General features: G+C 62.2%; 22 protein-coding genes. 17 read left to right on the top strand and 5 right to left on the bottom strand.

Going from position 1 to position 23449, the window contains the following annotated elements; genetic code table 11:
• Positions 1 to 341: 341 nt before the first annotated feature.
• The 11 genes from QRN54_RS03350 (at position 342) to QRN54_RS03300 (ending at position 11971) form a co-directional block, all read left to right on the top strand.
• Positions 342 to 1145: an SDR family NAD(P)-dependent oxidoreductase gene (locus QRN54_RS03350; protein WP_209448100.1), complete on the top strand. Its 804-nt coding sequence runs from the start codon at positions 342 to 344 to the stop codon at positions 1143 to 1145.
• A gap of 42 nt (positions 1146 to 1187) precedes the next feature.
• Positions 1188 to 2345 carry an acyl-CoA dehydrogenase family protein gene (locus QRN54_RS03345; protein ID WP_003943151.1) on the top strand — a complete coding sequence of 386 codons (1158 nt, stop codon included), beginning with the start codon at positions 1188 to 1190 and terminating at the stop codon, positions 2343 to 2345.
• 30 nt (positions 2346 to 2375) lie between these two features.
• A complete protein-coding gene (locus QRN54_RS03340) occupies positions 2376 to 3539 on the top strand; it encodes a thiolase family protein (RefSeq protein ID WP_256082918.1) in 1164 nt (387 codons plus the stop codon).
• Between the two features lie 65 nt (positions 3540 to 3604).
• Positions 3605 to 4795, top strand: coding sequence for a lipid-transfer protein (locus QRN54_RS03335; RefSeq protein ID WP_003943007.1), 1191 nt, complete (start codon positions 3605 to 3607; stop codon positions 4793 to 4795).
• A 68-nt stretch (positions 4796 to 4863) separates the two neighbouring features.
• On the top strand, positions 4864 to 5766 hold the full coding sequence (locus QRN54_RS03330) for an SDR family NAD(P)-dependent oxidoreductase (protein WP_003943051.1): 903 nt from the start codon (positions 4864 to 4866) through the stop codon (positions 5764 to 5766).
• Positions 5763 to 6185: an FAS1-like dehydratase domain-containing protein gene (locus QRN54_RS03325; RefSeq protein ID WP_007735631.1), complete on the top strand. Its 423-nt coding sequence runs from the start codon at positions 5763 to 5765 to the stop codon at positions 6183 to 6185. The genes QRN54_RS03330 and QRN54_RS03325 overlap by 4 nt, the downstream gene beginning before the upstream one ends.
• A complete protein-coding gene (locus QRN54_RS03320; RefSeq protein ID WP_003943245.1) occupies positions 6182 to 6598 on the top strand; it encodes a MaoC/PaaZ C-terminal domain-containing protein in 417 nt (138 codons plus the stop codon). Before QRN54_RS03325 ends, QRN54_RS03320 begins: the two co-directional genes overlap by 4 nt.
• A gap of 79 nt (positions 6599 to 6677) precedes the next feature.
• On the top strand, positions 6678 to 8189 hold the full coding sequence (locus tag QRN54_RS03315) for a long-chain-fatty-acid--CoA ligase (RefSeq protein ID WP_192712697.1): 1512 nt from the start codon (positions 6678 to 6680) through the stop codon (positions 8187 to 8189).
• 37 nt (positions 8190 to 8226) lie between these two features.
• A complete protein-coding gene (locus QRN54_RS03310) occupies positions 8227 to 9381 on the top strand; it encodes an acyl-CoA dehydrogenase family protein (RefSeq protein WP_285181576.1) in 1155 nt (384 codons plus the stop codon).
• 8 nt (positions 9382 to 9389) lie between these two features.
• Complete coding sequence (locus tag QRN54_RS03305; protein WP_003942886.1) at positions 9390 to 10301, top strand: acyl-CoA thioesterase; 912 nt, start codon at positions 9390 to 9392, stop codon at positions 10299 to 10301.
• Positions 10302 to 10336: 35 nt separating this feature from the next.
• Complete coding sequence (locus tag QRN54_RS03300) at positions 10337 to 11971, top strand: class I adenylate-forming enzyme family protein (protein ID WP_285181575.1); 1635 nt, start codon at positions 10337 to 10339, stop codon at positions 11969 to 11971.
• Between the two features lie 25 nt (positions 11972 to 11996).
• On the opposite strand, the gene QRN54_RS03295 is transcribed toward QRN54_RS03300, so the two are convergent.
• The gene (locus QRN54_RS03295) at positions 11997 to 12893 is read right to left on the bottom strand and encodes an SDR family oxidoreductase (RefSeq protein WP_007735622.1); all 897 of its coding nucleotides are present in this window, start codon (positions 12891 to 12893) and stop codon (positions 11997 to 11999) included.
• Positions 12894 to 13176: 283 nt separating this feature from the next.
• Here QRN54_RS03295 and QRN54_RS03290 point away from each other — a divergent pair, with 283 nt between their 5' ends.
• Positions 13177 to 14142: a DUF8129 domain-containing protein gene (locus tag QRN54_RS03290; protein WP_042448142.1), complete on the top strand. Its 966-nt coding sequence runs from the start codon at positions 13177 to 13179 to the stop codon at positions 14140 to 14142.
• Positions 14143 to 14236: 94 nt separating this feature from the next.
• Here QRN54_RS03290 and QRN54_RS03285 read toward each other — a convergent pair whose 3' ends face one another.
• On the bottom strand, positions 14237 to 14845 hold the full coding sequence (locus tag QRN54_RS03285; RefSeq protein ID WP_214660268.1) for a TetR/AcrR family transcriptional regulator: 609 nt from the start codon (positions 14843 to 14845) through the stop codon (positions 14237 to 14239).
• Positions 14846 to 14922: 77 nt separating this feature from the next.
• On the opposite strand from QRN54_RS03285, the gene QRN54_RS03280 reads away from it, so the two are divergent.
• Positions 14923 to 15606, top strand: coding sequence for an SDR family oxidoreductase (locus QRN54_RS03280; RefSeq protein WP_007735616.1), 684 nt, complete (start codon positions 14923 to 14925; stop codon positions 15604 to 15606).
• 25 nt (positions 15607 to 15631) lie between these two features.
• On the opposite strand, the gene QRN54_RS03275 is transcribed toward QRN54_RS03280, so the two are convergent.
• On the bottom strand, positions 15632 to 16036 hold the full coding sequence (locus QRN54_RS03275) for a DUF4259 domain-containing protein (protein ID WP_042448139.1): 405 nt from the start codon (positions 16034 to 16036) through the stop codon (positions 15632 to 15634).
• Between the two features lie 109 nt (positions 16037 to 16145).
• A complete protein-coding gene (locus tag QRN54_RS03270; protein ID WP_285181573.1) occupies positions 16146 to 17231 on the bottom strand; it encodes a PQQ-dependent sugar dehydrogenase in 1086 nt (361 codons plus the stop codon).
• A gap of 178 nt (positions 17232 to 17409) precedes the next feature.
• Here QRN54_RS03270 and QRN54_RS03265 point away from each other — a divergent pair, with 178 nt between their 5' ends.
• The gene (locus QRN54_RS03265; RefSeq protein WP_285181572.1) at positions 17410 to 18618 is read left to right on the top strand and encodes an MFS transporter; all 1209 of its coding nucleotides are present in this window, start codon (positions 17410 to 17412) and stop codon (positions 18616 to 18618) included.
• Positions 18619 to 18645: 27 nt separating this feature from the next.
• Here the strand turns inward: QRN54_RS03265 and QRN54_RS03260 are convergent, their stop codons facing one another.
• The gene (locus QRN54_RS03260; RefSeq protein WP_285181571.1) at positions 18646 to 19542 is read right to left on the bottom strand and encodes a helix-turn-helix transcriptional regulator; all 897 of its coding nucleotides are present in this window, start codon (positions 19540 to 19542) and stop codon (positions 18646 to 18648) included.
• Positions 19543 to 19676: 134 nt separating this feature from the next.
• Here QRN54_RS03260 and QRN54_RS03255 point away from each other — a divergent pair, with 134 nt between their 5' ends.
• The 3 genes from QRN54_RS03255 (at position 19677) to QRN54_RS03245 (ending at position 23438) form a co-directional block, all read left to right on the top strand.
• The gene (locus QRN54_RS03255) at positions 19677 to 20699 is read left to right on the top strand and encodes a zinc-dependent alcohol dehydrogenase family protein (RefSeq protein WP_030537173.1); all 1023 of its coding nucleotides are present in this window, start codon (positions 19677 to 19679) and stop codon (positions 20697 to 20699) included.
• A gap of 397 nt (positions 20700 to 21096) precedes the next feature.
• Positions 21097 to 22932: an acyl-CoA dehydrogenase gene (locus tag QRN54_RS03250; protein ID WP_042922938.1), complete on the top strand. Its 1836-nt coding sequence runs from the start codon at positions 21097 to 21099 to the stop codon at positions 22930 to 22932.
• A gap of 20 nt (positions 22933 to 22952) precedes the next feature.
• On the top strand, positions 22953 to 23438 hold the full coding sequence (locus tag QRN54_RS03245; protein ID WP_285181570.1) for a hypothetical protein: 486 nt from the start codon (positions 22953 to 22955) through the stop codon (positions 23436 to 23438).
• The last annotated feature ends 11 nt before the right edge of the window (positions 23439 to 23449 follow it).

The raw sequence follows: 23449 nt of genomic DNA, 5'->3' as shown, positions 1-23449 counted from the left end.
ACGATGCCCCAACACGTGCGGTGACAATCGACAGCTTCCGGCACCCCAGAGTGTCCGTCACTCGCCACCTACGCCCCATCCTGCCAAGGTTGCACGCAACTGTGAACGCATTGGAATAGCGCTTGACCAGCTGTGACAGCGAAGATGCTTGACATACATACTTTTAAGGCCTAAAAGTGAATCATCAGTAATTGCGAATGAAACTCCCGGAGCCACGACGCCTCGGGATATCGCAGCGCCGGAGCAACCACCGGCCTGGACTACCGCCAATTACGTTTCGCTACAACACTCTTCACTCGAAAGGGAACACCGTGGGAAATGGGATCGCGGGAACTGGGACCGTGGGTAACCTGGAGGGAAAGGTCGCTCTCGTATCCGGGTCGGGACGTGGGATCGGTCGAGAAATCGCACTCAAATTCGCCCGCGAGGGTGCAGCGGTGACAATCAACGACTTGGATCCCGAAGCTGCTGCACAGACCGAGCACGACATCAAGGCGGCCGGCGGGCAAGCAGTCAGCGTAGTGGGTTCAGTGTCCGAGGACGGTTTCGCGGAGCGATTCGTCAGCACTGCGGTCGAGACCTTCGGTGGTATGGACATCATCGTCAACAACGCCGGATATACCTGGGACTCGGTGATTCAGAAGATGACCGACGAGCAGTGGGACACCATCGTGGACGTGAATCTCAAAGCGCCGTTCCGCATCCTGCGTGCGGCGCAACCTTTCATCAAAGCCAACCCGACCGAATACCACCGCAAGGTGGTGAACGTGTCGTCGGTGTCGGGGTACTACGGGAACGCCGGCCAATCCAACTACGCCGCCGCCAAAGCCGGACTGATCGGACTGACCAAGACTCTTGCCAAGGAATGGGGTCGGTACAGGGTCAACGTCAACGCAGTGGCCTTCGGACTGATCATCACGAGAATGACCGAGGTGTCCGCGGACGCGAACGCGACGTTGACGATCGACGGCCGCGAGATTCGCGTCGGCGTCAACCCTGATCGCTTGGCCGTCGCGTCGAAGATGATCCCATTCGGCCGAGGCGGCAATCCGGTGGAAGCCGCGGGGGCGGTGTACCTGCTGTGCACTCCCGAATCGGACTACATCAACAGCCAGTGCCTCGTCGTCGACGCCGGACGCGTCTGACCCAAAACACGTCATCTCACCACAAATCTTCAGGAGCGCATCATGAAACGTACCGTCTATGCCCCCGAGCACGAGGCATTCCGCGAGACCATCCGGACCTTCATCGCCAAGCAGGTGACGCCGAACTACCCGGAGTGGGAGAACGCGAATCAGGTACCGCGTGAGTTGTTCAACCAGCTTGCAGAACTCGGCGCGACGAGTTTCGACATCCCCGAGGAGTTCGGTGGCGCCGGGCCCACCAGCTTCAAATTCCAAGCTGTCATCCAAGAGGAAACAGCTCGTGCAGCAGTAAGTTTCGGACACTACGGAGTGAGCATCGGCATCGTGCTGCCGTACCTGCTGCGCCTTGCCGACGACGAGCAGAAGCAGCGGTGGCTTCCAGGCGTGGCGAGCGGCGAGACCATGCTCTGCATCGCCATGACCGAGCCGGGAACCGGATCGGATCTGGCAGGCATCAAGACCACGGCGCGCCTGTCCGAAGACGGCACCCACTACATCCTCAACGGTGCCAAGACCTTCATCACCGGTGCCCGCAACTCGGAACTCTGCGTCGTAGCCGCTCGAACCTCCGCGCCGTCCGAGGAGGACCGACGCTTCGGACTCAGCCTCCTGGTAGTTCCCACCGACAGTGTCGGCTTCAATTTCGGACGCAAGCTCGACAAGATCGGTATGAAGTCTTCCGACACCAACGAACTCTCGTTCACCGATGTTCGAGTTCCGGTCGAGAATCTCCTCGGCGAGCAGGACAAGGGATTCTCCTACCTCGGCCAAAACCTCCCCCGCGAACGACTTTCCATCGGTGTCGGCCAGACCGCATGTGCGGCCGCGGCGATCGAGTTCGCGTCGGAGTACGTCCGCCAGCGTCAAGTCTTCGGTAAACCTGTTGCATCCTTCCAGAACACCAAGTTCGTTCTTGCCGAATGTGCTACCGAAGTCGCTGCCGCGCAGGCACTGGCGGACAAGGGACTCGATCTCGACGACTCCGGAGAACTCACCGCCGCCGATGCTGCACGCATCAAGCTGTTCTGCACCGAGATGGCAGGCCGCGTGATCGACAAGTGCCTACAACTGCACGGCGGCTACGGGTACATCCTCGAATATCCGATCGCTCGCCTGTACGCCGACACGAGAGTCTCGCGCATTTACGGCGGTACCAGCGAAGTCATGAAGACCATCATCGCCAAGGACATCGGTCTCTGATCTCCAACCGACTCGGACACAGGAGCTTTCATGCGTGATGCAGTCATTGTCGATGCGGTACGGACACCGATCGGCAAACGTGGTGGCGGGTTGTCCACCACGCATGCAGTCAATCTGTCAGCGCACGTTCTGCGCACGCTGGCAGAGCGAACCGGGCTGGACCCCGCAATCGTCGACGACGTGATCTGGGGTTGCGTCGGAACCCTCGGCATGCAGGCCGGCTGTATCGCCCGGTCGGCAGTACTCGGTGCAGGATGGCCCGAACATGTCCCTGGCGTGACAGTCGACCGTCAATGCGGCTCTTCGCAGCAGGCCGTACACCAGGCGGCAGCGGGCGTGATCTCGGGCCAGTACGACGTCGCAGTCGCGGGCGGAGTCGAGATGATGAGCGTCATCCCGCTCGGCGCGGCTGCGCGTGCCGGCGACTACGGGCCGATGCACGGTCCACTAGTGCTGGGGCGCTACGACATCGAGCGATTCAACCAAGGACTCGGCGCTCAGATGATCGCCGACGAGTACGGCATCAGTCGCGCCGACATGGATCGACACGGCCTCGACTCGCATGCCCGAGCTGCTGCCGCTGTCGACGCCGGCCGTTTCGCCGGCCAGATCGCTCCGGTCGCGGTCACCGACGCCGAAGGCGCCACCCGGATCATCGAGGCGGACGAAGGTATCCGTCGCGGCGGGACCATGGAACGCCTCGCCGAGCTGCCGGCAGCGTTCGAGGGAACCGAGATCACGGCGGGAAACGCTTCCCAGGTTTCCGACGGGTCCGCCGCGCTCCTCGTGACGACCAGTGACGTTGCGCGTGAACACGGTTGGACACCGATCGCCCGCATTCACACTGCGGTCGTGACCGGTACCGATCCGGTGAGCATCCTCAAGGGCCCGATCCCGGCAACGGCGTTGGCGCTGAAGAAGTCCGGGTTGACGCTCTCCGACATCGGCACGTTCGAGATCAACGAAGCATTCGCCGCCGTGTCGCTGGCCTGGTTGCGCGAGACCGGAGCCGACTATTCGCTGATGAACCCCAACGGCGGCGCCATGGCCATCGGGCATCCCGTGGGAGGCTCCGGCGCGCGGTTGATGACCACGATGGTGCACCACATGCGTGACGAGGGAATCCGTTACGGCTTGCAGTCGATGTGTGAGGGCGGCGGCATGGCCAATGCCACCATCCTCGAGTTGCTCTGAATGCGCCTCACACACAACGAATCAACCACCAATCCACGAAGACCAGTAATCACAAGGGAGCACCGATGAGTCGCAAAGTACTAGTCGCCGGGGTCGGAATGATCCCGTTCACGAAGCCAGGGCGCAGCGAGCACTACTACGAGATGGGCGCGAAGGCCATTGTCAACGCACTCGCGGACGCCGGAATCGGATTCGACAAGATCGGGCAGGCCTACGCCGGCTACGTGTACGGGGATTCGACGAGTGGCCAACGCGCCATCTACGGCGCGGGTATGACCGGAATTCCGGTTGTCAACGTCAACAACAACTGCGCGAGTGGCTCGTCCGCGCTGTGGTTGGCCAGACAAGCCGTCGAGTCGGGCGTCGTCGAATGCGCACTCGCCGTTGGCTTCGAGCAGATGCAGCCTGGCGCTTTGGTCAACCACTGGGGAGACCGCCCGGCTCCGATGGAGCGACACGCGGAAGTCCTCGACCGCACCTACGGCATCGACCCCGCCAACCCGTCCATGGCGATGCAGTACTTCGGTGCCGCTGCGCAGGAGTACTCCAAGCGGTACGGGGTCTCGCCGGATCTGTTCGCGAAGATCTCGGTCAAATCCCGCAAGCACGCTGCCAACAACCCGTACGCGGTTTTCCGTGAGCCGGTCACCGAGCAGGAAGTGCTCGAATCAAAGGCACTGTACGGCGGGCTGACTCGTTTGCAGGCCTGCCCGCCCACCTGCGGAGCCGGCGCCGCCATCGTATGCAGCGAAGATTTCGCGCGTGCCCACGGCCTCACACCGGGCGTGGCGATCGCAGCTCAAGAGTTGGTCACCGACTTTCCCAGCGTCTTCACCGACGACGACGTCTTCAAAGTGGTCGGTGCGGACATCACTCGAGTTGCTTCGCAACGGATTTACGAAAAGGCCGGAGTGGATCCACGCGACATCCAGGTCGTGGAATTGCACGACTGCTTCTCGGTCAACGAGGTGCTCTCCTACGAGGCCCTCGGATTGGTCGACGAAGGGTGCTCCGAGAAGTTCATCCTCGACGGCGACAACACCTACGGCGGCCGGATTGTAGTGAACCCCAGCGGTGGTCTGCTGTCCAAGGGGCATCCGCTCGGCGCCACCGGCTTGGCGCAGTGTGCGGAACTGGTGTGGCAGTTGCGCGGCACCGCCGACGCACGACAGGTCGACGGAGCAAAGCTTGCACTGCAGCACAATCTCGGTCTCGGCGGCGCCGGCGTCATCACGCTCTACGAAAAGGTTGCTTAGCAACCACTTCCGCCAACACGTCAACACCGCCGCGCCGTAGCTCGGCGCGAAGAACGAAAGGAAACATCATGGGACAACTCGACGGACGCGTTGCCATCGTCACCGGGGCCGGCGCAGGCCTCGGTCGCGAACACGCATTACTCATGGCAGCCGAAGGCGCCAGCATCGTGGTCAACGACCTGCGCGGAGCACAGCAGGTGGCAGACGAAATCGTCGCTGCCGGCGGCTCGGCCATCGCGGTAGAGGGCTCGATCGCGGAAATGGCCGTCGGTGAGAAGCTAACCGACGCAGCAGTATCCACCTTCGGAAACTTGCACTCGGTGGTCAACAACGCCGGTATCATCCGTGACGCGATGCTGTGGAACATGACCGAGGAAGAGTTCGACTCGGTCATCGCTGTACACCTCAAGGGAACCTTCTCTGCTACCCGCGCCGCCGTGAGATATTGGCGCGACCAGTCGAAGGCAGGCGTGCAGGAGACACGCAACCTGGTCAACACCAGTTCCGGATCCGGACTGCACGGCAACTACGGGCAGTGGAATTACTCCGCCGCCAAGGCCGGTCTGGCCATCCAGGCAGTCAACGCCGCTCGCGAATTCGAGCGATTCGGCGTCAAGGCCAATGCCATCGCTCCCGTGGCGCGCACCGAACCTGTCAAAGCCACGCCCGGCATCAAGGATTTGGTCGGTGAGCCCGTCGACGAGTCAGTCTTCGATCGCTACAACCCCGCCAACTGCTCGTCACTCGTGGCCTACCTGTCGAGCGCCGAGTGCGCGTTCAACGGACAGGTTTTTGCCGTCTACGGCGGCTATGTGGGTCTCTACGGCGGCTACTCGATCGCCGACGAAATTCGTGAGGACCGGCAGCTCGACATCGGAGAACTGACAAAGCTTCTCGGCGACGACGCCTTCCTCAAGTCGGTCGAGACCCGGCGCGCCGGCATCCCGAAGATCGAAGGAGAAACCAAGTGAGTTACACGTTTCCGCTCGACTACAGCAAGGTCCAGGAATTCGTCCGGGCCGTGAAGGCAAACCCAGAACAGCATGCCGGCGAGGATGCGGTGATCCCGCCGACCATGCTCACCAGCGGCCGAATGATCTGGGAGCCCGCAGACCAATCCGGTTTCGCCAAGCTCGGATTCGACCGTCGTCGCATCCTCCACGGTGAGGAGGAGTACATCTTCCACGGCCCACTTCCACGAGCCGGCCAGAAGCTGACCGCCGAGACAACTGTCGGTGACCGCTTCGAAAAGCCCGGAAAGCGCGGTGGTGTGATGACCTTCGCGAAGATGATCACCGAGTTCCGTGACGAGTCCGGAGAACTGATCGCGACGCAGAACAGCACGATCATCGAGACCGCCACAACGGGCGGCAAGGAGGAGGGGAAATGACGACCACGACCGAAACCGTCGTAGCCGGACAACAGGCCGAGAGCAAGACTTTCCCTCCACTGACTCGCACCGACTTCGTCAAGTATCAGGGTGCCTCGGGTGATTTCCATCCGTTGCACCACGACGACACGTTCGCCCGTGAGACCGGCTTCCCGTCCGTGTTCTCCGTCGGCATGCTTCAGGCAGGCATGCTGGCCAGCTACGTCACCGACTGGCTGGGTGTCGAGAACCTGCGTCGGTTCAAGATTCGATTCGCCGACAAGGTCTGGCCCGGTGACGAACTCACCTGCTCTGCTGTCGTCGTCGACACCTACGAGGCCGAGGACGGTCGACGTGCTCGTGTCGAACTTGTCTGCGCTCGTCAGAACGGCGTCAAGGCCCTCGTCGGAGACGCGGAATTCCTGATCGATTAACTCGAGGTCGGGGTGTCGATTCGTCGGCATCTCGACTATCCGCCGTCAGCACCACCCGACTCGAGGAGCACGCCAGCCCATGCATCTGACCCACCTTCTGCACAGGGCGGTTCAACAACAGCCGCACCGACCCTTGACCGTCTGCGAGCATCGCGAGCGCAACGCCCCACAGATCGCGAAGCGAGTCGCCAGACTCGCCGGAGCCCTGCGAGAGCGTGGCGTGGGTCCGGGCGACCGGGTCAGCATCCTGGCGTTCAACTCCGACCGTTACTTCGAGTCGTTGATGGCGACGTGGTGGATCGGCGCTGTCGTCAATCTCGTAAACCGTCACGGTTCCGTCCGTGAAGTCACCGACGCGGTCACCGGAGTCGGCAGCGCTTTTGTACTCGTCGACGAGGAATGCCGGCTACTGGTGACCGGACTCGACGCCACTGTCACGCTCGTCTACATGGGCGACGAGCCGGCTCCCGCCGGAATGGCTGGTTTCGAAGACCTGATCGTCGAAGGCCCCGAGGTCGAGGACGTGCGTGCCGGCGGCGACACCTTGGCCGCGCTGATCTACACCGGCGGAACCACCGGCACTCCCAAAGCCGTCATGCACTCTCATCGCAGTCTCTCCACCGCCCTGCTCGGCGGTACCGGCTTTGCCCGGTCCTGCGAGATCGGTGGCATAACTCTGGTGATGGCTCCTCTGTTCCACATTGCCGCATTGCTCGGCATGATGGCCCAGACCGTGGTCGGCGGCACAGTCGTGTTCGCCAACCGCTTCGACGCCGGCGACGTGCTCGGCCTGATCGCGGGCCGTCGGGTCACCACGATGACCGCGATCCCGAGCATGTTGCAGATGCTCTACAACCATCCGGCCTTTTCGGACACGGACGTCACCAGCGTCAAATCGATTGTGTACGGAGCCGCCCCGATGCCCGCGGCCATCCTGGAACGCGCGATGTCGCGCTTCCCCAACGCGAACTTCGTCCAGGGGTACGGCATGACGGAGACCGCGGTCATCGTCTCCCTGCTCGGATCGGATCACCGGGCCGGTGGTCCTCGCCTGCGCTCGGCGGGCCGTGCAAGCCTGCACGCCGAAATCATCATCGCCGACCGGGAAGGCAACGAGGTGCCACGGGGCACTGTCGGAGAGATCGTCACCCGCGGCGAGCACATCATGCTCGGATACTGGAATCGTCCGGAGGAGACCGCCGAAGCGCTACGCGGGGGCTGGCTGCACACCGGAGACCTCGCGTACATGGACGACGAGGGGTACATCTTCATCGTCGATCGCGCCAAGGACATGATCATCACCGGCGGCGAGAACGTCTATTCGGCCGAGGTGGAGGACGCCGTCGCCAACCACCCCGCTGTGTTGCGCTGCGCCGTCATCGGCCTGCCCGACGCTCAGTGGGGCGAGCGCGTGCATGCAGTGGTGGTCCTCAACCCACAACTGCATGCCACCGCCGAAGAAATTCGCGAGCACGTCAAAACCCAAATCGCAGGGTACAAAGCACCGCGCACGGTTGCCTTCGTCGAAGCACTGACGACCACGGCCACCGGTAAGACCGACAAACGTTCACTGCGCAGCCTCTACACCTAGCCAACCCCGCGTCGTCCGCGGAACAAGGAGACTTCCCATGAAGCGCACAATCTTCGACGATCAGCACGATGCCTTTCGCGAGGTGTTCCGGGGTTTTCTACACAGGGAGGTCGTCCCTGAATTCGCGAAGTGGGAGGAACAAGGTTACGCGCCACGCGAGTTCTACCGCAAGCTCGGAGAATTGGGAGTCATGGGCTTCGACATCCCGGAGGAATACGGCGGCGCGGGGGCGACGAGCTACCGCTATCTGATGATCATCGGAGAGGAAGCCGCGCTGGCCGGTGTCTCATTGGGTAACTACCACGCGAGCGCCGGAATCGTTCTGCCCTACTTGCTCACTCTCGCAAACGAGGATCAGAAGAAGCGCTGGCTGCCCGCCTGTGCGAGTGGGCAGGCCGTGCTTGCCGTGGCGATGACCGAGCCGGGGACGGGTTCGGATCTGGCCGCCATTCGCACCACCGCGAAGCTCTCCGACGACGGAGAAAGCTACATCCTCAACGGCGCAAAGACCTTTATCACCAACGCCTCTCAGGCGACACACATGGTCGTGGTCGCCCGCACCGGCGACCCAGGTGAGAATCGCAGAGGCGGGCTCTCGCTGTTTGTCGTCGACACCGAATCCACCGGCTTCGAAGTTGGTCGCCGATTGGACAAGATCGGTTTGAAATTCAGCGATACCTGCGAGGTCTCGTTCACCAACGTCCGGGTACCGGTCACCGATGTACTCGGCGAGGAAGGAGCGGCCTTCAGCTACCTCGGACAGAACCTGCCCCGCGAACGCCTCGCCATGGCGGCCGGAGGGTGCGCCACCGCAGCCGCTGCCATCGCCCACGCGGTTTCCTACACCAGCGACCGACGAGTCTTCGGAAAATCGGTCGCAGACTTCCAGAACACCAAATTCGTTCTTGCCGAATGCGCTACGGATCTCGCCGCAGGTCAGACAATGGTCGATCACGCCGTCGCACTCGAAGACGCCGGCGAATTGAGTGCCGTCGACGCTGCGATCTGCAAGCTCTTCTGTACCGAGATGGCAGGCCGCGTGATCGACAAGTGTCTACAACTGCACGGCGGCTACGGGTACATCCTCGAATACCCGATCGCACGGTTGTACGCGGACACGAGGGTGTCGCGAATCTACGGCGGCACCAGCGAAGTCATGAAAACGATCATCGCGAAATCCCTGAGCCGGTAGGAGCCCCGATGGACGAACTGTTGCAGCTCACTCACGCAGGCACTGCATACGGCGGGGCACCCGAATTTCGCGGAACCTGCTGTGCCGGTGGCCCAGATCGCGCCTACGGCGGCCATGTCGTCGCGCAGGCCCTGCTCGCTGCGCACCGCACCGTCGACCCTGTACGGTACGTGAACTCGCTTCACGCGTACTTCCTGTCCATGGGTCGACCGGGCGCCGAGGTGCAGTACCGAGTGCGAATCCTCCGAGACGGTGGCACCTATGCACTACGAGAGGTGACCGCCTTCCAGGGCGGCAATGCGCTGCTCTCACTGACCGCATCCTTCAAGAAGGAGGAACTCGGACCCGATCGCCATATTGCGATGCCCCACGTTCCCACACCGGAATCAATTCCGGCACAGAGCGAATCCGTTGATCGATTCTGGTCGGGCATCACGTCCTCGGCCATTCGCCAGGCAGTGCAGGTGCGCCCGATCAGCGGAGATTCGGCCGACGACGACGCTGCCGACCACGGTGGTGGCAGGGACCGCCGCATGTGGATTCGCATCGCAGGTGAAGTATCGAGCGATCACGGGATGCACGCCGCCGCACTTGCGTTCTGCTCGGACCTCACGCTGGCGCGAACCGCCGCCCTCGGTCATCTCGATCTGATCGGCGGGGGAAGTCCGTCCCAGAAGCTCTTTCTCACTTCACTCGATCACGCCGTGTGGTTCCACCGCCCTTGCCGAACCGACGAATGGTTGCTGTTCGTTCAACGCAGCCCTACGTCGGGGGACGGACGGGGTCTGTCCAGTGGCGAATTCTGGACCCGCACCGGGGTTTTGGTTGCCACGGTCACTCAGGAAGTTCTCATTCGCGAAAAGCACGCTCCCACTTTCGACACGCGGCCGAAGCTCGCCGCGACCATGCAGGCAGGTTAACTACGTCAGGAGTAGATGTGCACGGAATGCCCTTCATGCCAGTATCTCTCGAGTATCCCGACGTTGCGTTCGACGCTGTTCTCGCCGGTTCGGCACGCGCCTACGGAGATCGTATTGCCCTACGGGACGGCGACCAGGCTCTCACTTTCATCGAACTCCACGATCACGCGCTCCGCATAGCGCAAGGACTGTCCGACAGGGGCATTCGACCTGGCGATCGTGTAGTTCTCCTGATGCCCAATTCCCTGTGGTACCCGGTCGCCTACTTCGGAATTCTGTGTGCCGGCGCCGTGGCATGCCCGGTCAACCACACTCAGCCGACGGAAACACTGCGAGAATTGTTGGCAGAGTTCTCGCCTCGTGCCGCGGTGGTTCACCCGTCCAGTGTGGCGGCATTCCGTGCGGCACAGAACTCGGGGCTCGAATTCACCGTCGTCGCTCCCCCGACCGCGGCGGCCCCGGCGAACTGCCCGTCGCAAGACAGCGCAATCAGTGACGTCGATCTCTCTCATCTTCTCGAGTCGCCGGCCCTCACCCGAAAACTGGCGAGTTCACAAGGCGTCGCACATCTTCAGCTCACCGGCGGCACCACAGGCCGCTCGAAGGGCGTTCAGGTTCTGCACCGCAATCTGGTGGCCAGCACGATACAGACCACAGCGTGGCGTAGCTCGTCTCTTCCGGAAAGCGACGAAGCCGGTGGCATTCGGATGGTTCCGGTACCCACTGCTGTACACGAGAATTCGGAGCGAATGGGCGAGGGCGTCATTGCCGTCGTCGCACCGTATTTTCACGGACTGGCTCTCGTCGGACAGTGCAATCACGTACTTGCCGGTACCACCACCCTCGTACTCGGCAGGTTCGATCCTCACGAGTACCTCGCAACCATCGAGCGCCACAAGATCGACAGACTGATCGGCGCACCGGCGTTCTACCACCTACTCCTCGAGGCCTCGACCAAATCGACTCACGATTTGAGTTCGGTGCGTTCGGTGTTCTCAGGTGCTGCACCCATCGACACGACCACGTTGCGTCGCATGGGCGAGACATTCTCGAACGCGAAGGTCATCGAGGGTTACGGACTCAGCGAGGCGACAACCATTCTCACCAATCAACTCAACAACCCAGATGCGCGATCACCGATCGGCAGCGTAGGCCTACCGGTCTTCGACACGCGAATATCATTGCGAGACATGGAAACCGAAGAGGAAGTCACAGCCGGTGAAGTCGGCGAGATCTGGGCGAGTGGACCGCAAGTCACCGCCGGGTACTTCGCCGCACCCGAACTGACCGCGCTCCAATTTCGTGACGGTTGGCTCAAGACCGGCGACTTGGGCAGATTCGACAGCGATGGAAATCTGTATGTCGTCGGCAGGAGCAAAGACATGATCATCTACAAGGGGTACAACGTATATCCGGTTCAGCTCGAGGAGGTGCTGTGCTCCCACCCCGGCGTCGCGCAGAGTGCGGTGATCGGCAGGCCCAATGACGAAGTCGGGCAGATCCCGGTGGCCTTCGTCGTAAGATCGCCGGGCGCGGCCAGGGTTTCGGCATCCGAACTCGTGGAATACGTGAGTGAGAAGGTGGCTCCCTACCAGCGCATCCATGCAGTCGAGTTCATCGAGGCGCTACCTTTGACTCCAACGGGAAAGGTGCAGAAGTCGCGGCTCTAGCTCCACCCGGTTGCGGCCAGGGTAGTCAGGTGAGCGGTTTTCCACCCGTCACGCCGATGACTTCCCCAGTGGTGTAACTGGATTCGCCAGAGGCGAGAAATACATAGGCGGGAGCAAGCTCGGCCGGCTGACCTGCCCGCCCGAGCGGAACGTCGTCCCCGAACGTCTCGAACTTCTCCTTGGGCATCGTCGCCGGAATCAGTGGCGTCCAAATCGGTCCAGGTGCAACGGCATTGACCCTGATTCCCTTCCGTGCGACATCGGCGGCCAGCCCCTTGGTGAAGTCGATGATGCCCGCCTTTGTCGTGGCGTAATCGAGCAACTCGGGCGACGGGGACGCACCTTGGATGGACGAGGTATTCACGATCGTCGATCCGGGCTCCATCTGCGCGATCGCTGCTTTGGAGAGCCAAAATAGTGCGTAGAGGTTGGTTTTCATCACACGGTCGAATTGTTCGGTGGTGATATCGGCGATGCCGCCCATCTGCACCATCTGAAACGCGGCGTTGTTCACCAAGATGTCCAGTCCGCCGAGTTCACGCACCGCGGTTTCGACCAAAGCAGAACAATGTTCCTCGCTTCGGAGATCTCCCGGCACCGAGACGGCTTTGCGACCTGCCTCCTCGACCCAGCGAGCGGTTTCCCGAGCGTCCTGTTCTTCCTCGTCGAGATAACTCAGGACAACGTCCGCGCCTTCTCTGGCAAATGCAATCGCGACCGCACGTCCGATGCCCGAATCCGCTCCGGTGACAATCGCACGCCTTCCTTCGAGTCGACCGCTTCCTCGATAGGTGTTTTCACCGTGGTCGGGAGGAGAAATCATGTCTGCGGTGAGACCGGGGTGTGCGATCTCCGCCTGCCGCTCACGCACAGGAGCGGGGAACCGCGTGGTCGGGTCCTGCATTGCGTACTGGTCCGGCATATCGATACTCCTCGGGTGACGCAGTTTCTCGCGGGCTTCTGGATGGATGCACTGCACATGCCTCCTTCCCGCCGAATAGAAATCGAAACCTCGGGGTGGCCGGGATCTCACTCGTCCTGGCGCCGACGATCTCGGTGCGTCGAGCCCACTTGTTCGTTGTGGTTACTACGCGGTAGGTCGGGGTAGCCCGCGTATCGGCGGTGGCTCCGCGACCCGCGGAGCACTCGTCGAGCAGAAGCTGAACATCACGTAAAGCACGCACCGACGAAGGGACGACCCCGATATGAGCAACTCCGAAACCACGTCCGCCTTGATCACCCAGTTACGCATCCTCCTCGGACTGACGCACACCGAGATCCAGGTCGCCGAAACGCGCGTCGCACAGGCCAGAACCGAAGCGGTTCGACGCGAACTCACGGAAAACGCAGAGAACGGCCGTGAAAGGGCGAGTTCCATCGAGTCCACGATTCGCGATCTGGGTGGCGTTCCGGAATTGGTCGGTCCGTTCCTCGGACGCGCGACAGCCGGAGTGAAAGCGATGGTCGAACAGGCTCAGCCCTTCGACGAAGCTGTACTGGGCGACCTTGCGCTCGAACATCAACTCCTCGACCGCTCCCGCTACCTCAAGGCCCTGGCCACTGCCGGCGGCGATCAGACCGTCGCGGCGTTGGCCGACCGCCTCATCGCTGCACACTCCGCGACCGTGGACTGGCTCACGACTGTCTTGGCCGAAGAGGCACTCGGTGGACCGGCAGCTTTGCGCCGCACACCGATGCAAGCTGCCACCGGCGCGGCGATACGGCTGGTCAACGTTCCGGTCTCCTGGTCCACCCGCAGTCTCGACCGTGCCATCGACGCTGTTCGCACCTCACCGCCGGTACTGGGTGAGCTGATCAGCTGGGGCGCATATGCCGGTGACGTGACTGTGAAAACACTCTCGGCCAGTAGGGATGCGGCCATCGCCACGGCTGAGAAGGTCACTCGCCGAGAAGGTGCTGACGGTGCCGCCGACGTCTTCCGTTCGGTACGGAAGTCGAGTGGGCTACTCGACCCCACTGAACTTCCCATCGAAGACTTCGACGAACTCAACGTCACCCAAGCCGTCTCCGCCGTGAAGGAACTGACCGACGCCGCACAGGTGCGGGACATCGTTGCGTACGAGGAAGCGCACAAGAACCGACACGGCGTCGTATCCGCTGCCCAGGCAAGACTCGCAGCGATCGCCCAGGAAGTCGTCGGAATCAACTAGAGCGTTCAATCGACATATCGAGAGTCCGACTCTCGGAACCGCGAGCACTGGACCTCGTGAAAGCGGGATTCGCGGCCAGGGGCACCCGAGACCGTCAAGAAGATGACAGCGGCTCTCGAAGCCCTCTGATCAGTTCGACGCGCGCGGAATCGAGAATTTCCTCGGAGAGCGGGGAACCCTTGGTAGCTCGCGAAAGAACCAGTGCACCGAGCATGGTGGAGAGCCGGAGGAGACCGACAGCTTCGTCGTCGGCAAGAGCTGCGGCAAAATCCCCCACTCCCTCCGTGTACACCCGACGGGCCTCGCTGTCTGCAGGCTCGCGCGCCATGTCGGCGGCGAGCGCAGCAGCGGGGCATCCGTCTGCCGGGTTGTCGCGATGCGCCACCGAGAGATAGGTATCGATCAAAGCTTTTCGGGCGGAGTCACGTTGCCCTGCATACTCTTCGAGTCCCGCAGAGTGCAGCTGAGCCAGTTCCTTGAAGGCGTGGGTGGTCGCTTCGTCGATGAGAGCGTCCTTGGACGCGAACTGCTTGTAGAAGCCACCGTGGGTCAGCCCCGACGCCTTCATCAGGTCGGCGACGCTGAGGTGAGTGCCCTTCTCTCGGAACAGTCGGGCTGCGGTTTCCACGACGCGCCGACGGTTCTCTTCCGCTTGTTGCTGCGATACGCGGCCCATCACAACGCCTTCCAGTTTGGATTTCACTTGACATCTATCCTAGCCGACACTTAGATTTGATTCATAATCTAAATGTCACGAGCAATCACAATACTGGGAGAATCATGGACCTGAACAAGACGGTTGCGGTCGTCACAGGAGCCAATCGCGGGCTCGGACGCCATCTGGCTGCGGGACTCGTCGAGCGCGGCGCAAAGGTGTACGCGGCTGCGCGCAATCCGGAAACTGTCGATCTACCCGGCGTCATCCCCCTGAGGTTGGACGTGACGGACGCCGAATCGATAACCGCCGCCGCGCAAATCGCATCGGATGTGACCTTGCTGGTCAACAACGCAGGTATCTCTACCTCGGCGCCCTTGATCGGGGGCGACATCGATGACATTCGACGAGAGATGGACGTCAACTTCTACGGCCCGCTCGCCGTGACCCGGGCGTTTGCTCCCGTCATCGAAAACAACGACGGCGGAACAATACTCAACGTTCTGTCGGTGCTGTCCTGGTTCCATCCAGCCGCGCTCGGGTCTTACGCGTCGTCGAAGGCAGCGGCCTGGGCGATGACCGACGCCGTTCGAGAAGAACTTGCGCCGCGCAAAATCTCCGTATCGGCACTGCATGTCGCATACATGGATACCGACATGGCCGCTGGCGTACCCGCCGAACAGAAGATCGATCCTGCCGACGTCGCCGCGCAAGCACTGGACGGTATCGAAAGCGGGCTCGCCGAGATCCTCGCTGACGACACCACCCGGTACGTCAAGGGGAGTCTGTCCTCGTCGAACTCCGAGTAAGCAAGGGACTGCAGACGAGTGACGCTTACCCCACCGTTTTGAGGCTGGCCAATCTGCTCAGGATCGGTGCCCGCCAAGCTGCGAGGTCTTCCGGACCGTTCTCTTCCCACAACTCGTACAACTCCGAAGTGTCACTGTCGGAAACTGCACGCTCGAGTGCGGCGAGGACCCAACTCTTCTGCTCCGGGCTCAAGGTGCTGACGTACCCGGCGGCGTCAATTCCATCCAGCTGCACAGGCTTCGGCGCAACGCCGTGCGCAACCGCAAGAATCTCGGCGACGGCAATTGCTGTTTGAGCATCATCGGCATCGAGATAACCGCCATCGGGGTGGCTAGCGTAATCGTCGATGTCGTAGTCACCCGCCTGTACTGCGCTGAGCAGGTCGCCCGCTACGTCGTTGTCGAAAGGTCCTGAACCCCAAGTCCCCATGCTGTCTCTCCGATCCGTACCCGGCGCACCTGTCGTAAAGATATTAGTGAATCACCGGCTTCGGCGAGGATCCTCGGGCTGGAAGTACTGCGTTCGCCGGAAATCGACATCAGCGCAACGGCACGCGAATGATGCGGTCATCACCGGGGTTGGGGTCGCCGCGTCCGTCGGTGTTGTTCGTCAGTATCCACAGCGACCCGTCCGGTGCGACTACAACATCACGGAGGCGCCCGTATTCGTCGACGAATTGCTCGTCGGCGGTCGCGGGATCGGTCAAGGGCACCGTGCGGAGTCGCTCACCACGAAGATTGGCGATGTAGATCGTGCCGTCGTGGATGGCGATTCCGCTGGGGCTGGCATCATCCGGTGACCATTGTTGGAGCGGGTCGATGAATCCGTCTTCACCCGCAATCCCTTCGACCTCGGGCCACCCGTAGTTTCCGCCTGCTTCGATCTTGTTGAGCTCGTCCCAGGTGTCCTGCCCGAACTCGCTGGCGTACATCGTGCCGTCCTCGGTCCAGGCAATGCCCTGAGAGTTCCGGTGACCGTAGCTGTAGACAAGCGAGTTCGGAAATGGATTATCTAGCGGCACATCGCCATCCGGAGTCATTCGAAGGATTTTCCCGGACATCGAGTCGAGGTCCTGAGCTCTGTCTCGACTACCGGCATCACCGACGGTCACGTACAGCATCCCGTCCGGGCCGAACGCGATGCGACCACCGTTGTGGTAGTTGGCCGAAGCGAGCCCGTCGAGAATCGTCTCGGCCGGCCCGAGCGCGAATTCCCCCGGAGCACCGATGATGTCGAAGCGTTCGATCCGGTTCTCCCCGTTCGCGGTGAAGTACGCGTACAGGCGGTTTTCACGTACTGCGATCCCTAGTAAACCGCCCTCACCTCTGGGGCTGACGCCGTCGACGACTCCCACCTCGCGGCTGTTTCCGCCGGCGTCGAGTTCGAGGATTCGCGCGCTGTCGCGCTCACTGACAAGTGGTGTGTCGCCGTGGAATGCGATCGACCAGGGCGCGTCCACGCCGTCGGCGACGGTCTCGGGTTCACCGAAGGCCGCGGCGGGCGCCGATCGTGTTGTCGCGCTTGCCTGCGGACGGGGCCCTTCAGGATCCTCGCTACCGCAAGCCGTCAGGAAGGCCGAGACGAGCACGGCGGCGCCCAGTCCTCGGATCTGTCGTCGTGTCATGGGCGCGTCTCCCGGGTTCAGGCAGTCTTTGCGCCGACGGTAGCGCGCAATCGGCCACACCGGGAGTCCCTTCGAGTACCCCCAACGACCGGGACTCCCTCGCAGGCGACGGGCGTGATGCCCTGGACGGGTGCGCCACGACATGCGCGTCGTCAACAGAAAGAGAACTGACCACCTCATGATTTCCGCCCCGACCGTCGAAGAAACCGGCCGCCTGCCGCTCGTGATCTACGTGCTGGCCGTCGGAGTTTTCTTGATGGGTACAACCGAATTCGTCGTCGCCGGCATTCTTCCCGAAATCGCGGGTGACCTCGGTACGTCGATCGCGAACGTCGGCCTGATGATCACCGTCTTCGCGATCGGAATGATCGTCGGCACGCCGGCGATGGCGATCTTGACACTCAGGGTTCCCCGACGCGTGACCTTGAGCTCGGCTCTGATTGTTTTCGCGATCGGACACGTCATCGTCGCGCTCTCGTCCAACTTCGGACTCATTCTCGGCGCCCGCTTCCTCACAGCCGTGGCGACGGGCGCCTTCTGGGCAGTCGCTGCAGTGGTCGGAGCAAAAGCGGCAGGCCCGGCGTCTTCCTCGCGCGCGCTCGGCATCGTCTTGGGTGGAGGCATGCTCGCGAACGTCATCGGTGTTCCGCTCGGCGCTCTGGCCGGTCAGACCATCGGCTGGCGCGGTCCTTTCTGGGCCCTCGCCGCCCTCGCACTCGTTGCCGCGGCCGTCGTGCACCGATTGGTACCCGCCGACACCGAATCCGGTGCGGTGCCGTCCTGGCGAGCGGAGATCGCGAGCCTACGGGACGGACGCATCTGGCTCGTTCTGCCCGGTTGCGCCGTCGTGTGCGGGTCGTCGCTGGCGGCGTACAGCTTCATCTCTCCGCTGTTGACCGAGAACACGGGACTTGCTGCGTCGGCAGTGCCGCTAGTGCTTGTCGGCTACGGACTCGGCGCGTTCGTCGGCTCCAATCTCGGCGGTCGACTCGGTGCGAAGCATCAGTACGGGGTCTTGTTCGTCTCGGCAGCGATGACGTTTCTCGTGCTCGGGGCGCTCTGCCTCTTCTCGCACAACGTGATCGTGACGGTGTTTCTCGTAGTCATGCTGGGACTATTCGGCATGTCGACCAATCCCATCCTGATCGGGATGGCTGTGCGTTATGCCGATCAGGCGCCGACGATGGCCTCTGCTCTCAGCACCTCGTCGTTCAATCTGGGCACGGCGGTCGGCTCCTGGATCGCCGGGTTTGCGTTCGCCTCGAGTCTCGGCGCCACTGGGCCGGTGTTGGTAGGCACCGGTGTTGCCGCTCTCTACTTTCTGCCGCTGATAATCCTGTTGCGCAAGGAACGCACGAAGCGCACCACCGTCGAAGTCGTCAACTGACGACCCGATCAACCGTCGCGCAGTTCGTCAGCCGTCCGTCAGCGACCGCTCCGACACGTGAGGCGAAGAGTCCGCATTCTCGCTGGCTGCCAACGAAGCGAGTAACTGCATCCGTTCCGCGGACGGCGATCCCGGCTCTGCGGTGTAGATCGTGAGCGTCAACCCCGGCTCGGCGGCCATCTCCAAACCTTCGAAGGCAAGCGTCAGCTCCCCCACGGCGGAGTGGTGAAATGTCTTGAATCCGGTGCCGTGATGGCGGACGTCGTGCGCGCCCCACCGACGCCCGAATTCCTCACTCCGAGTGCTGAGTTCACCGATCAGATCGTGCAATTCCTTGTTGTGAGGATCTCGCCCGGCCTCGGTTCGCAGAATCGAGACGGTCACCTCGGCAAACTCGTTCCAGTCCGGATAAAACTCGAAAGCCCTATCGTCGAGGAACGTGAAGCGCGCGATGTTCGGGGGCTGCCCCGGCATGTCGTAGAGGTCCTTGTAGAAAGCACGCGCGAGTGGGTTGACAGCAAGAAGATCCATGCGACCGTTCCGCACGAAAGCGGGTCCCGCGGTGACTGCATCGAGCGCCCACTGCAGGCTCTGATGGGGCTTCCAGCCCTTCGCATTTCGCCGACGCGGGGGTCTGGCTACCGGGCTTGCCGCGTGCGCGAGATCAAAAAGGTGGGCGCGCTCGGCGTCGTCGAGTCGTAAGGCCTTCGCGATACTGTCGAGTACACCCGGCGATGCGCCGCTGATCGCTCCGCGCTCGAGCCTCGTGTAGTACTCGACGCTCACGCCGGCGAGGGTTGCCACTTCACTTCGACGTAGACCGTCCACGCGGCGGTTCGATCCGGCCGGAAGTCCAACTTGTTCGGGCGTGACTCGGGCGCGCCGCGAGGTCAGGAATTCGCGTACTTGCGCTCGATCGTCCATGCCATCGAGCGTAAGTCAGTGACCGGTAGCGAGGGAGTCCCTCGCAGTACCACTATCGCGCGGGACTCCCGCACGCCGCCAAATCGTGATCAGGTTGAAGTGACACGAGAAAACCGATGGTGAGGAGCCACGTCATGCGCGCTGTCGTCATGCATGCCCCCGGCGACGTCCGGGTCGAAGAGATCGAAGCGCCGGTGATCGTCGAACCGACCGACGCGATCATTCGCGTTACAGCCACCTGCGTCTGCGGTTCCGACCTCTGGCCGTACCGCGGCATCGAAGAGCTGAATGGCCCGACGCCGATGGGACACGAATACGTGGGCGTCGTCGAACAGGTCGGCCCCGACGTCAACGACATCGAAGTTGGGGACTTCGTCGTGGGCTCGTTCGTCGCGTCGGACAACACCTGCGAAATCTGCGAGGCCGGCTTTCAGTCTCGCTGTATCCACCAGGTCATGATGGGCTCGGTCGGCACCCAATCCGAATACGCTCGCATCCCGCTCGCGGACGGCACCCTCGTCCCTGTCCACGGAGAGCCGACCGAGCGGCAGGCCCGCAGCCTCCTTGCAGCCTCCGACGTACTCGGCACCGGTTGGTTCGCCGCAGTAGCTGCGGAAGCCGGACCTGGCAAAACGGTCGCCGTCGTCGGCGACGGCGCAGTCGGACTTTTGGCGATCCTCGCTGCCAGACAACTCGGCGCCGAGCGGATCATTGCCATGTCACGTCACGCCGACCGGCAGGCACTCGCCACACAATTCGGCGCCACCGACATCGTCGAAGAGCGGGGCGACGCGGGCATCGCGAAGATCAAGGAACTCACCGGCGGCTACGGCGCCCACTCGACCGTCGAAGCCGTAGGTACCCAAGAATCGATGATGCAGGCTATCGGAGCTACCCGCCCCGGCGGACATGTCGGCTACGTCGGGGTATCCCACGGCGTCGAACTCGACGGCATGAACCTGTTCTTCGCGACGGTGAGCCTGCTCGGCGGTCCCGCGCCGGTCAGGCGATTCCTACCCGAACTGATCGAGCTCATCATGACCGACCAGATCGACCCAGGCATCGTCTTCGACCTCACTCTCCCGTTGGAGGACGCCGCCGCCGGCTACCGGGCGATGGACGAGCGGCGCGCCACCAAAGTGCTACTCACCCTCTGACCGATACCAAAGGCTCACGAGACAGAACTGGGCTCTACACGCCGGTCGAGGAACGTCTCGGCTACCAACGAGAGGCGCTCTTGGTCGACCGATCAGCATGTTCACTGATCACACCGAATGCGTATGATGCCGAAGGTGAGGACGGGCACTTCAATTGGTGCGCAGCTGCTTTGATCGTAGAGGACGCTACGCGACTGATATGCGCCCCCACCAGCGGAAACCAATTGTACGAGTGAATGTTTCATTGAGAGCGACTCGGCGCTACTTTGTAGCAACGGCACTCGTCTCTACCTACGGTTGCGTACTGAATTCCTTGTGGGGCAGGCTTTCTTGTGTACTGCTGACGAGCCGTATCTGCTGACGAATCGTATTGCTGACGAACCAAGGTCGGAGAACAATGGGTCACTACAAAAGCAACGTGCGTGATATCGAGTTCAATCTGTTCGAGGTGCTCGGGATCGGCGAACTGTTGGATGCCGGCGCTTACGGGGACCTCGACACCGACACTGTGCGCAACATTCTTGCGGAAGTAGCGAGACTGGCAGAAGGCCCGGTCGCCGCGTCCTTCGCCGACGCGGATCGGAACCCTGTCGAATTCGACGCACCCAATCACGCAGTTGTGGTCCCGGAACCTCTACGCAAGACGGTCGAGGCGGTGAACGAGGCCGGTTGGTCGCGACTCGGCCTACCAGAAGGCATGGGTGGTGTTCCTGCTCCTGCACCGTTGGTCTGGGCGATCGGCGAAATGTTGGTCGCGGCAAACGGATCCGCAAGCTTTTTCAACATGGGTCCACTGATGGCGAGCGTGCTCTACACCATCGGGAACGAACAGCAAAAACATTGGGCCAAAGAGGGATTCGAGCGCGGATGGGCCGGGACGATGGTGCTCACCGAACCAGACGCGGGATCCGATGTAGGCGCAGGCCGAACAAAGGCAATCGCGCAGGACGACGGCACGTGGCACATCGAGGGCGTCAAGCGGTTCATCTCCGGCGGCGACGTCGGAGACACGGCCGAGAACCTCTTCCACTTGGTGCTTGCCCGGCCCGAGGGCGCCGGTCCAGGAACCAAAGGTTTGAGCCTGTTCTACGTTCCGAAGTCCCATTTCAACTCGGACACACTTGAACTGGGAGAGCGCAACGGTGTGTACGTCACCGGCGTCGAGCACAAGATGGGCCTCAAGTCTTCCCCAACTTGCGAGCTCACCTTCGGAGCGACGGACGTTCCTGCCGTCGGCTGGCTCGTGGGTGATGTCCACAACGGTATCGCCCAGATGTTCCAGGTCATCGAGAATGCTCGAATGATGGTGGGCACCAAGGCTACCGGAACACTGTCCACCGGCTATCTCAACGCCCTCGAGTACGCAAAAGAACGAATTCAAGGCGCAGACCTCACCGAGCTGACAAACAAGACCGCGCCCCGCGTGGCCATTACGCACCACCCCGACGTCCGACGCAGCCTGGCGATGCAGAAGGCCTACGCCGAAGGCCTCCGAGCGGTCTACCTCTACACCGCCGCACACCAGAATGCCGATGTCGCCGAGTTGGTTTCGGGTGCGGATGCCGAATTGGCGGCGCGGGTCAACGATCTGCTGCTGCCGATCGTCAAGGGCGTCGGCTCCGAGAAGGCCTACGAACTGCTCACCGAGAGCCTGCAGACCCTGGGCGGCTCCGGTTATCTTCAGGACTACCCCATCGAGCAGTACATCCGCGATGCCAAGATCGACACCCTGTACGAGGGCACCACGGCAATCCAGGCGCAGGACTTCTTCTTTCGAAAGATCGCACGCGACCGCGGCGTTGCACTCGCTCACGTAGCCGGTCGCATACGAGAGTTCATCGACAGTGAGGCCGGGAACGGTCGACTCAAGGCCGAGCGAGTCCTACTCGAGACCGCCTTGACCGACGTGCAGGAGATGGCCGGGACGCTCACCGGGTATCTGATGGCTTCTCAGGACCAACCCTCCGAGTTGTACAAGATAGGCCTCGGCTCGGTGCGCTTTCTGTACGCGGTAGGCGACCTGCTCATCGGATGGCGCCTGTTGGTGCAAGCGGAAGTCGCGTTGGCAGCCTTGGACCGTGACGCGTCGGCAAAGGACCGGTCGTTCTATCGGGGCAAGGTGGTGATCGCGTCGTACTTCGCCAAGAACATCCTGCCCGTCCTGGCGTCGACCAAAGAAATCCTGGGTTCCCTCGACAACGAGATCATGGAACTCGAGGAAGACGCATTCTGACAACGTGCCATAGTGAAAGCATGTATCTGCCCGACTTCGACTACGTGGGAGTCTGGAGCTTTCCGATCATGGGGCCGGATGCACCAGACGACGCTCCCGCCAACGTCGTCGAGGCGTGCCAGGCTGTCGGCAGGGATCTGCAATGCCGCTGGCACGGCCCTGATACGTACATGCAGAACTGCGTGTGGACGGTGTCGATGCTCGATGACGGTCACTGCCACCTCGCGCTCGACGCTGGACCACGGCCAAAGGGCAAGAGTGCAGGAACCAGTCCCCTGATCGGCGTCAGGGTCGTCGGGCCGCACATCGAACAGCCTGTACAGGAGTTGACGGCCCTGATCGCCGGCGAAGTCCAGGACGAGCTGGCCGGCGGATTTCCCTTTGTGCACTGGCCCATCGAGAAGGACCGACTCTTGATGCCGACATTGCGTGGCGGACGCGCGGTATGGGTGGTTCGCAGCGCTGATCGCATTGTCTCCGAGATCGGCGAACTCTGCCCGAGATGAAAATGCTTGCT

The sequence above is a fragment of the Rhodococcus sp. MEB032 genome (assembly GCF_030208925.1).
GTDB classification, from domain to species: Bacteria; Actinomycetota; Actinomycetes; order Mycobacteriales; family Mycobacteriaceae; genus Rhodococcus_F; species Rhodococcus_F qingshengii.
This window is presented reverse-complemented; position numbering and strand designations above follow the sequence as displayed.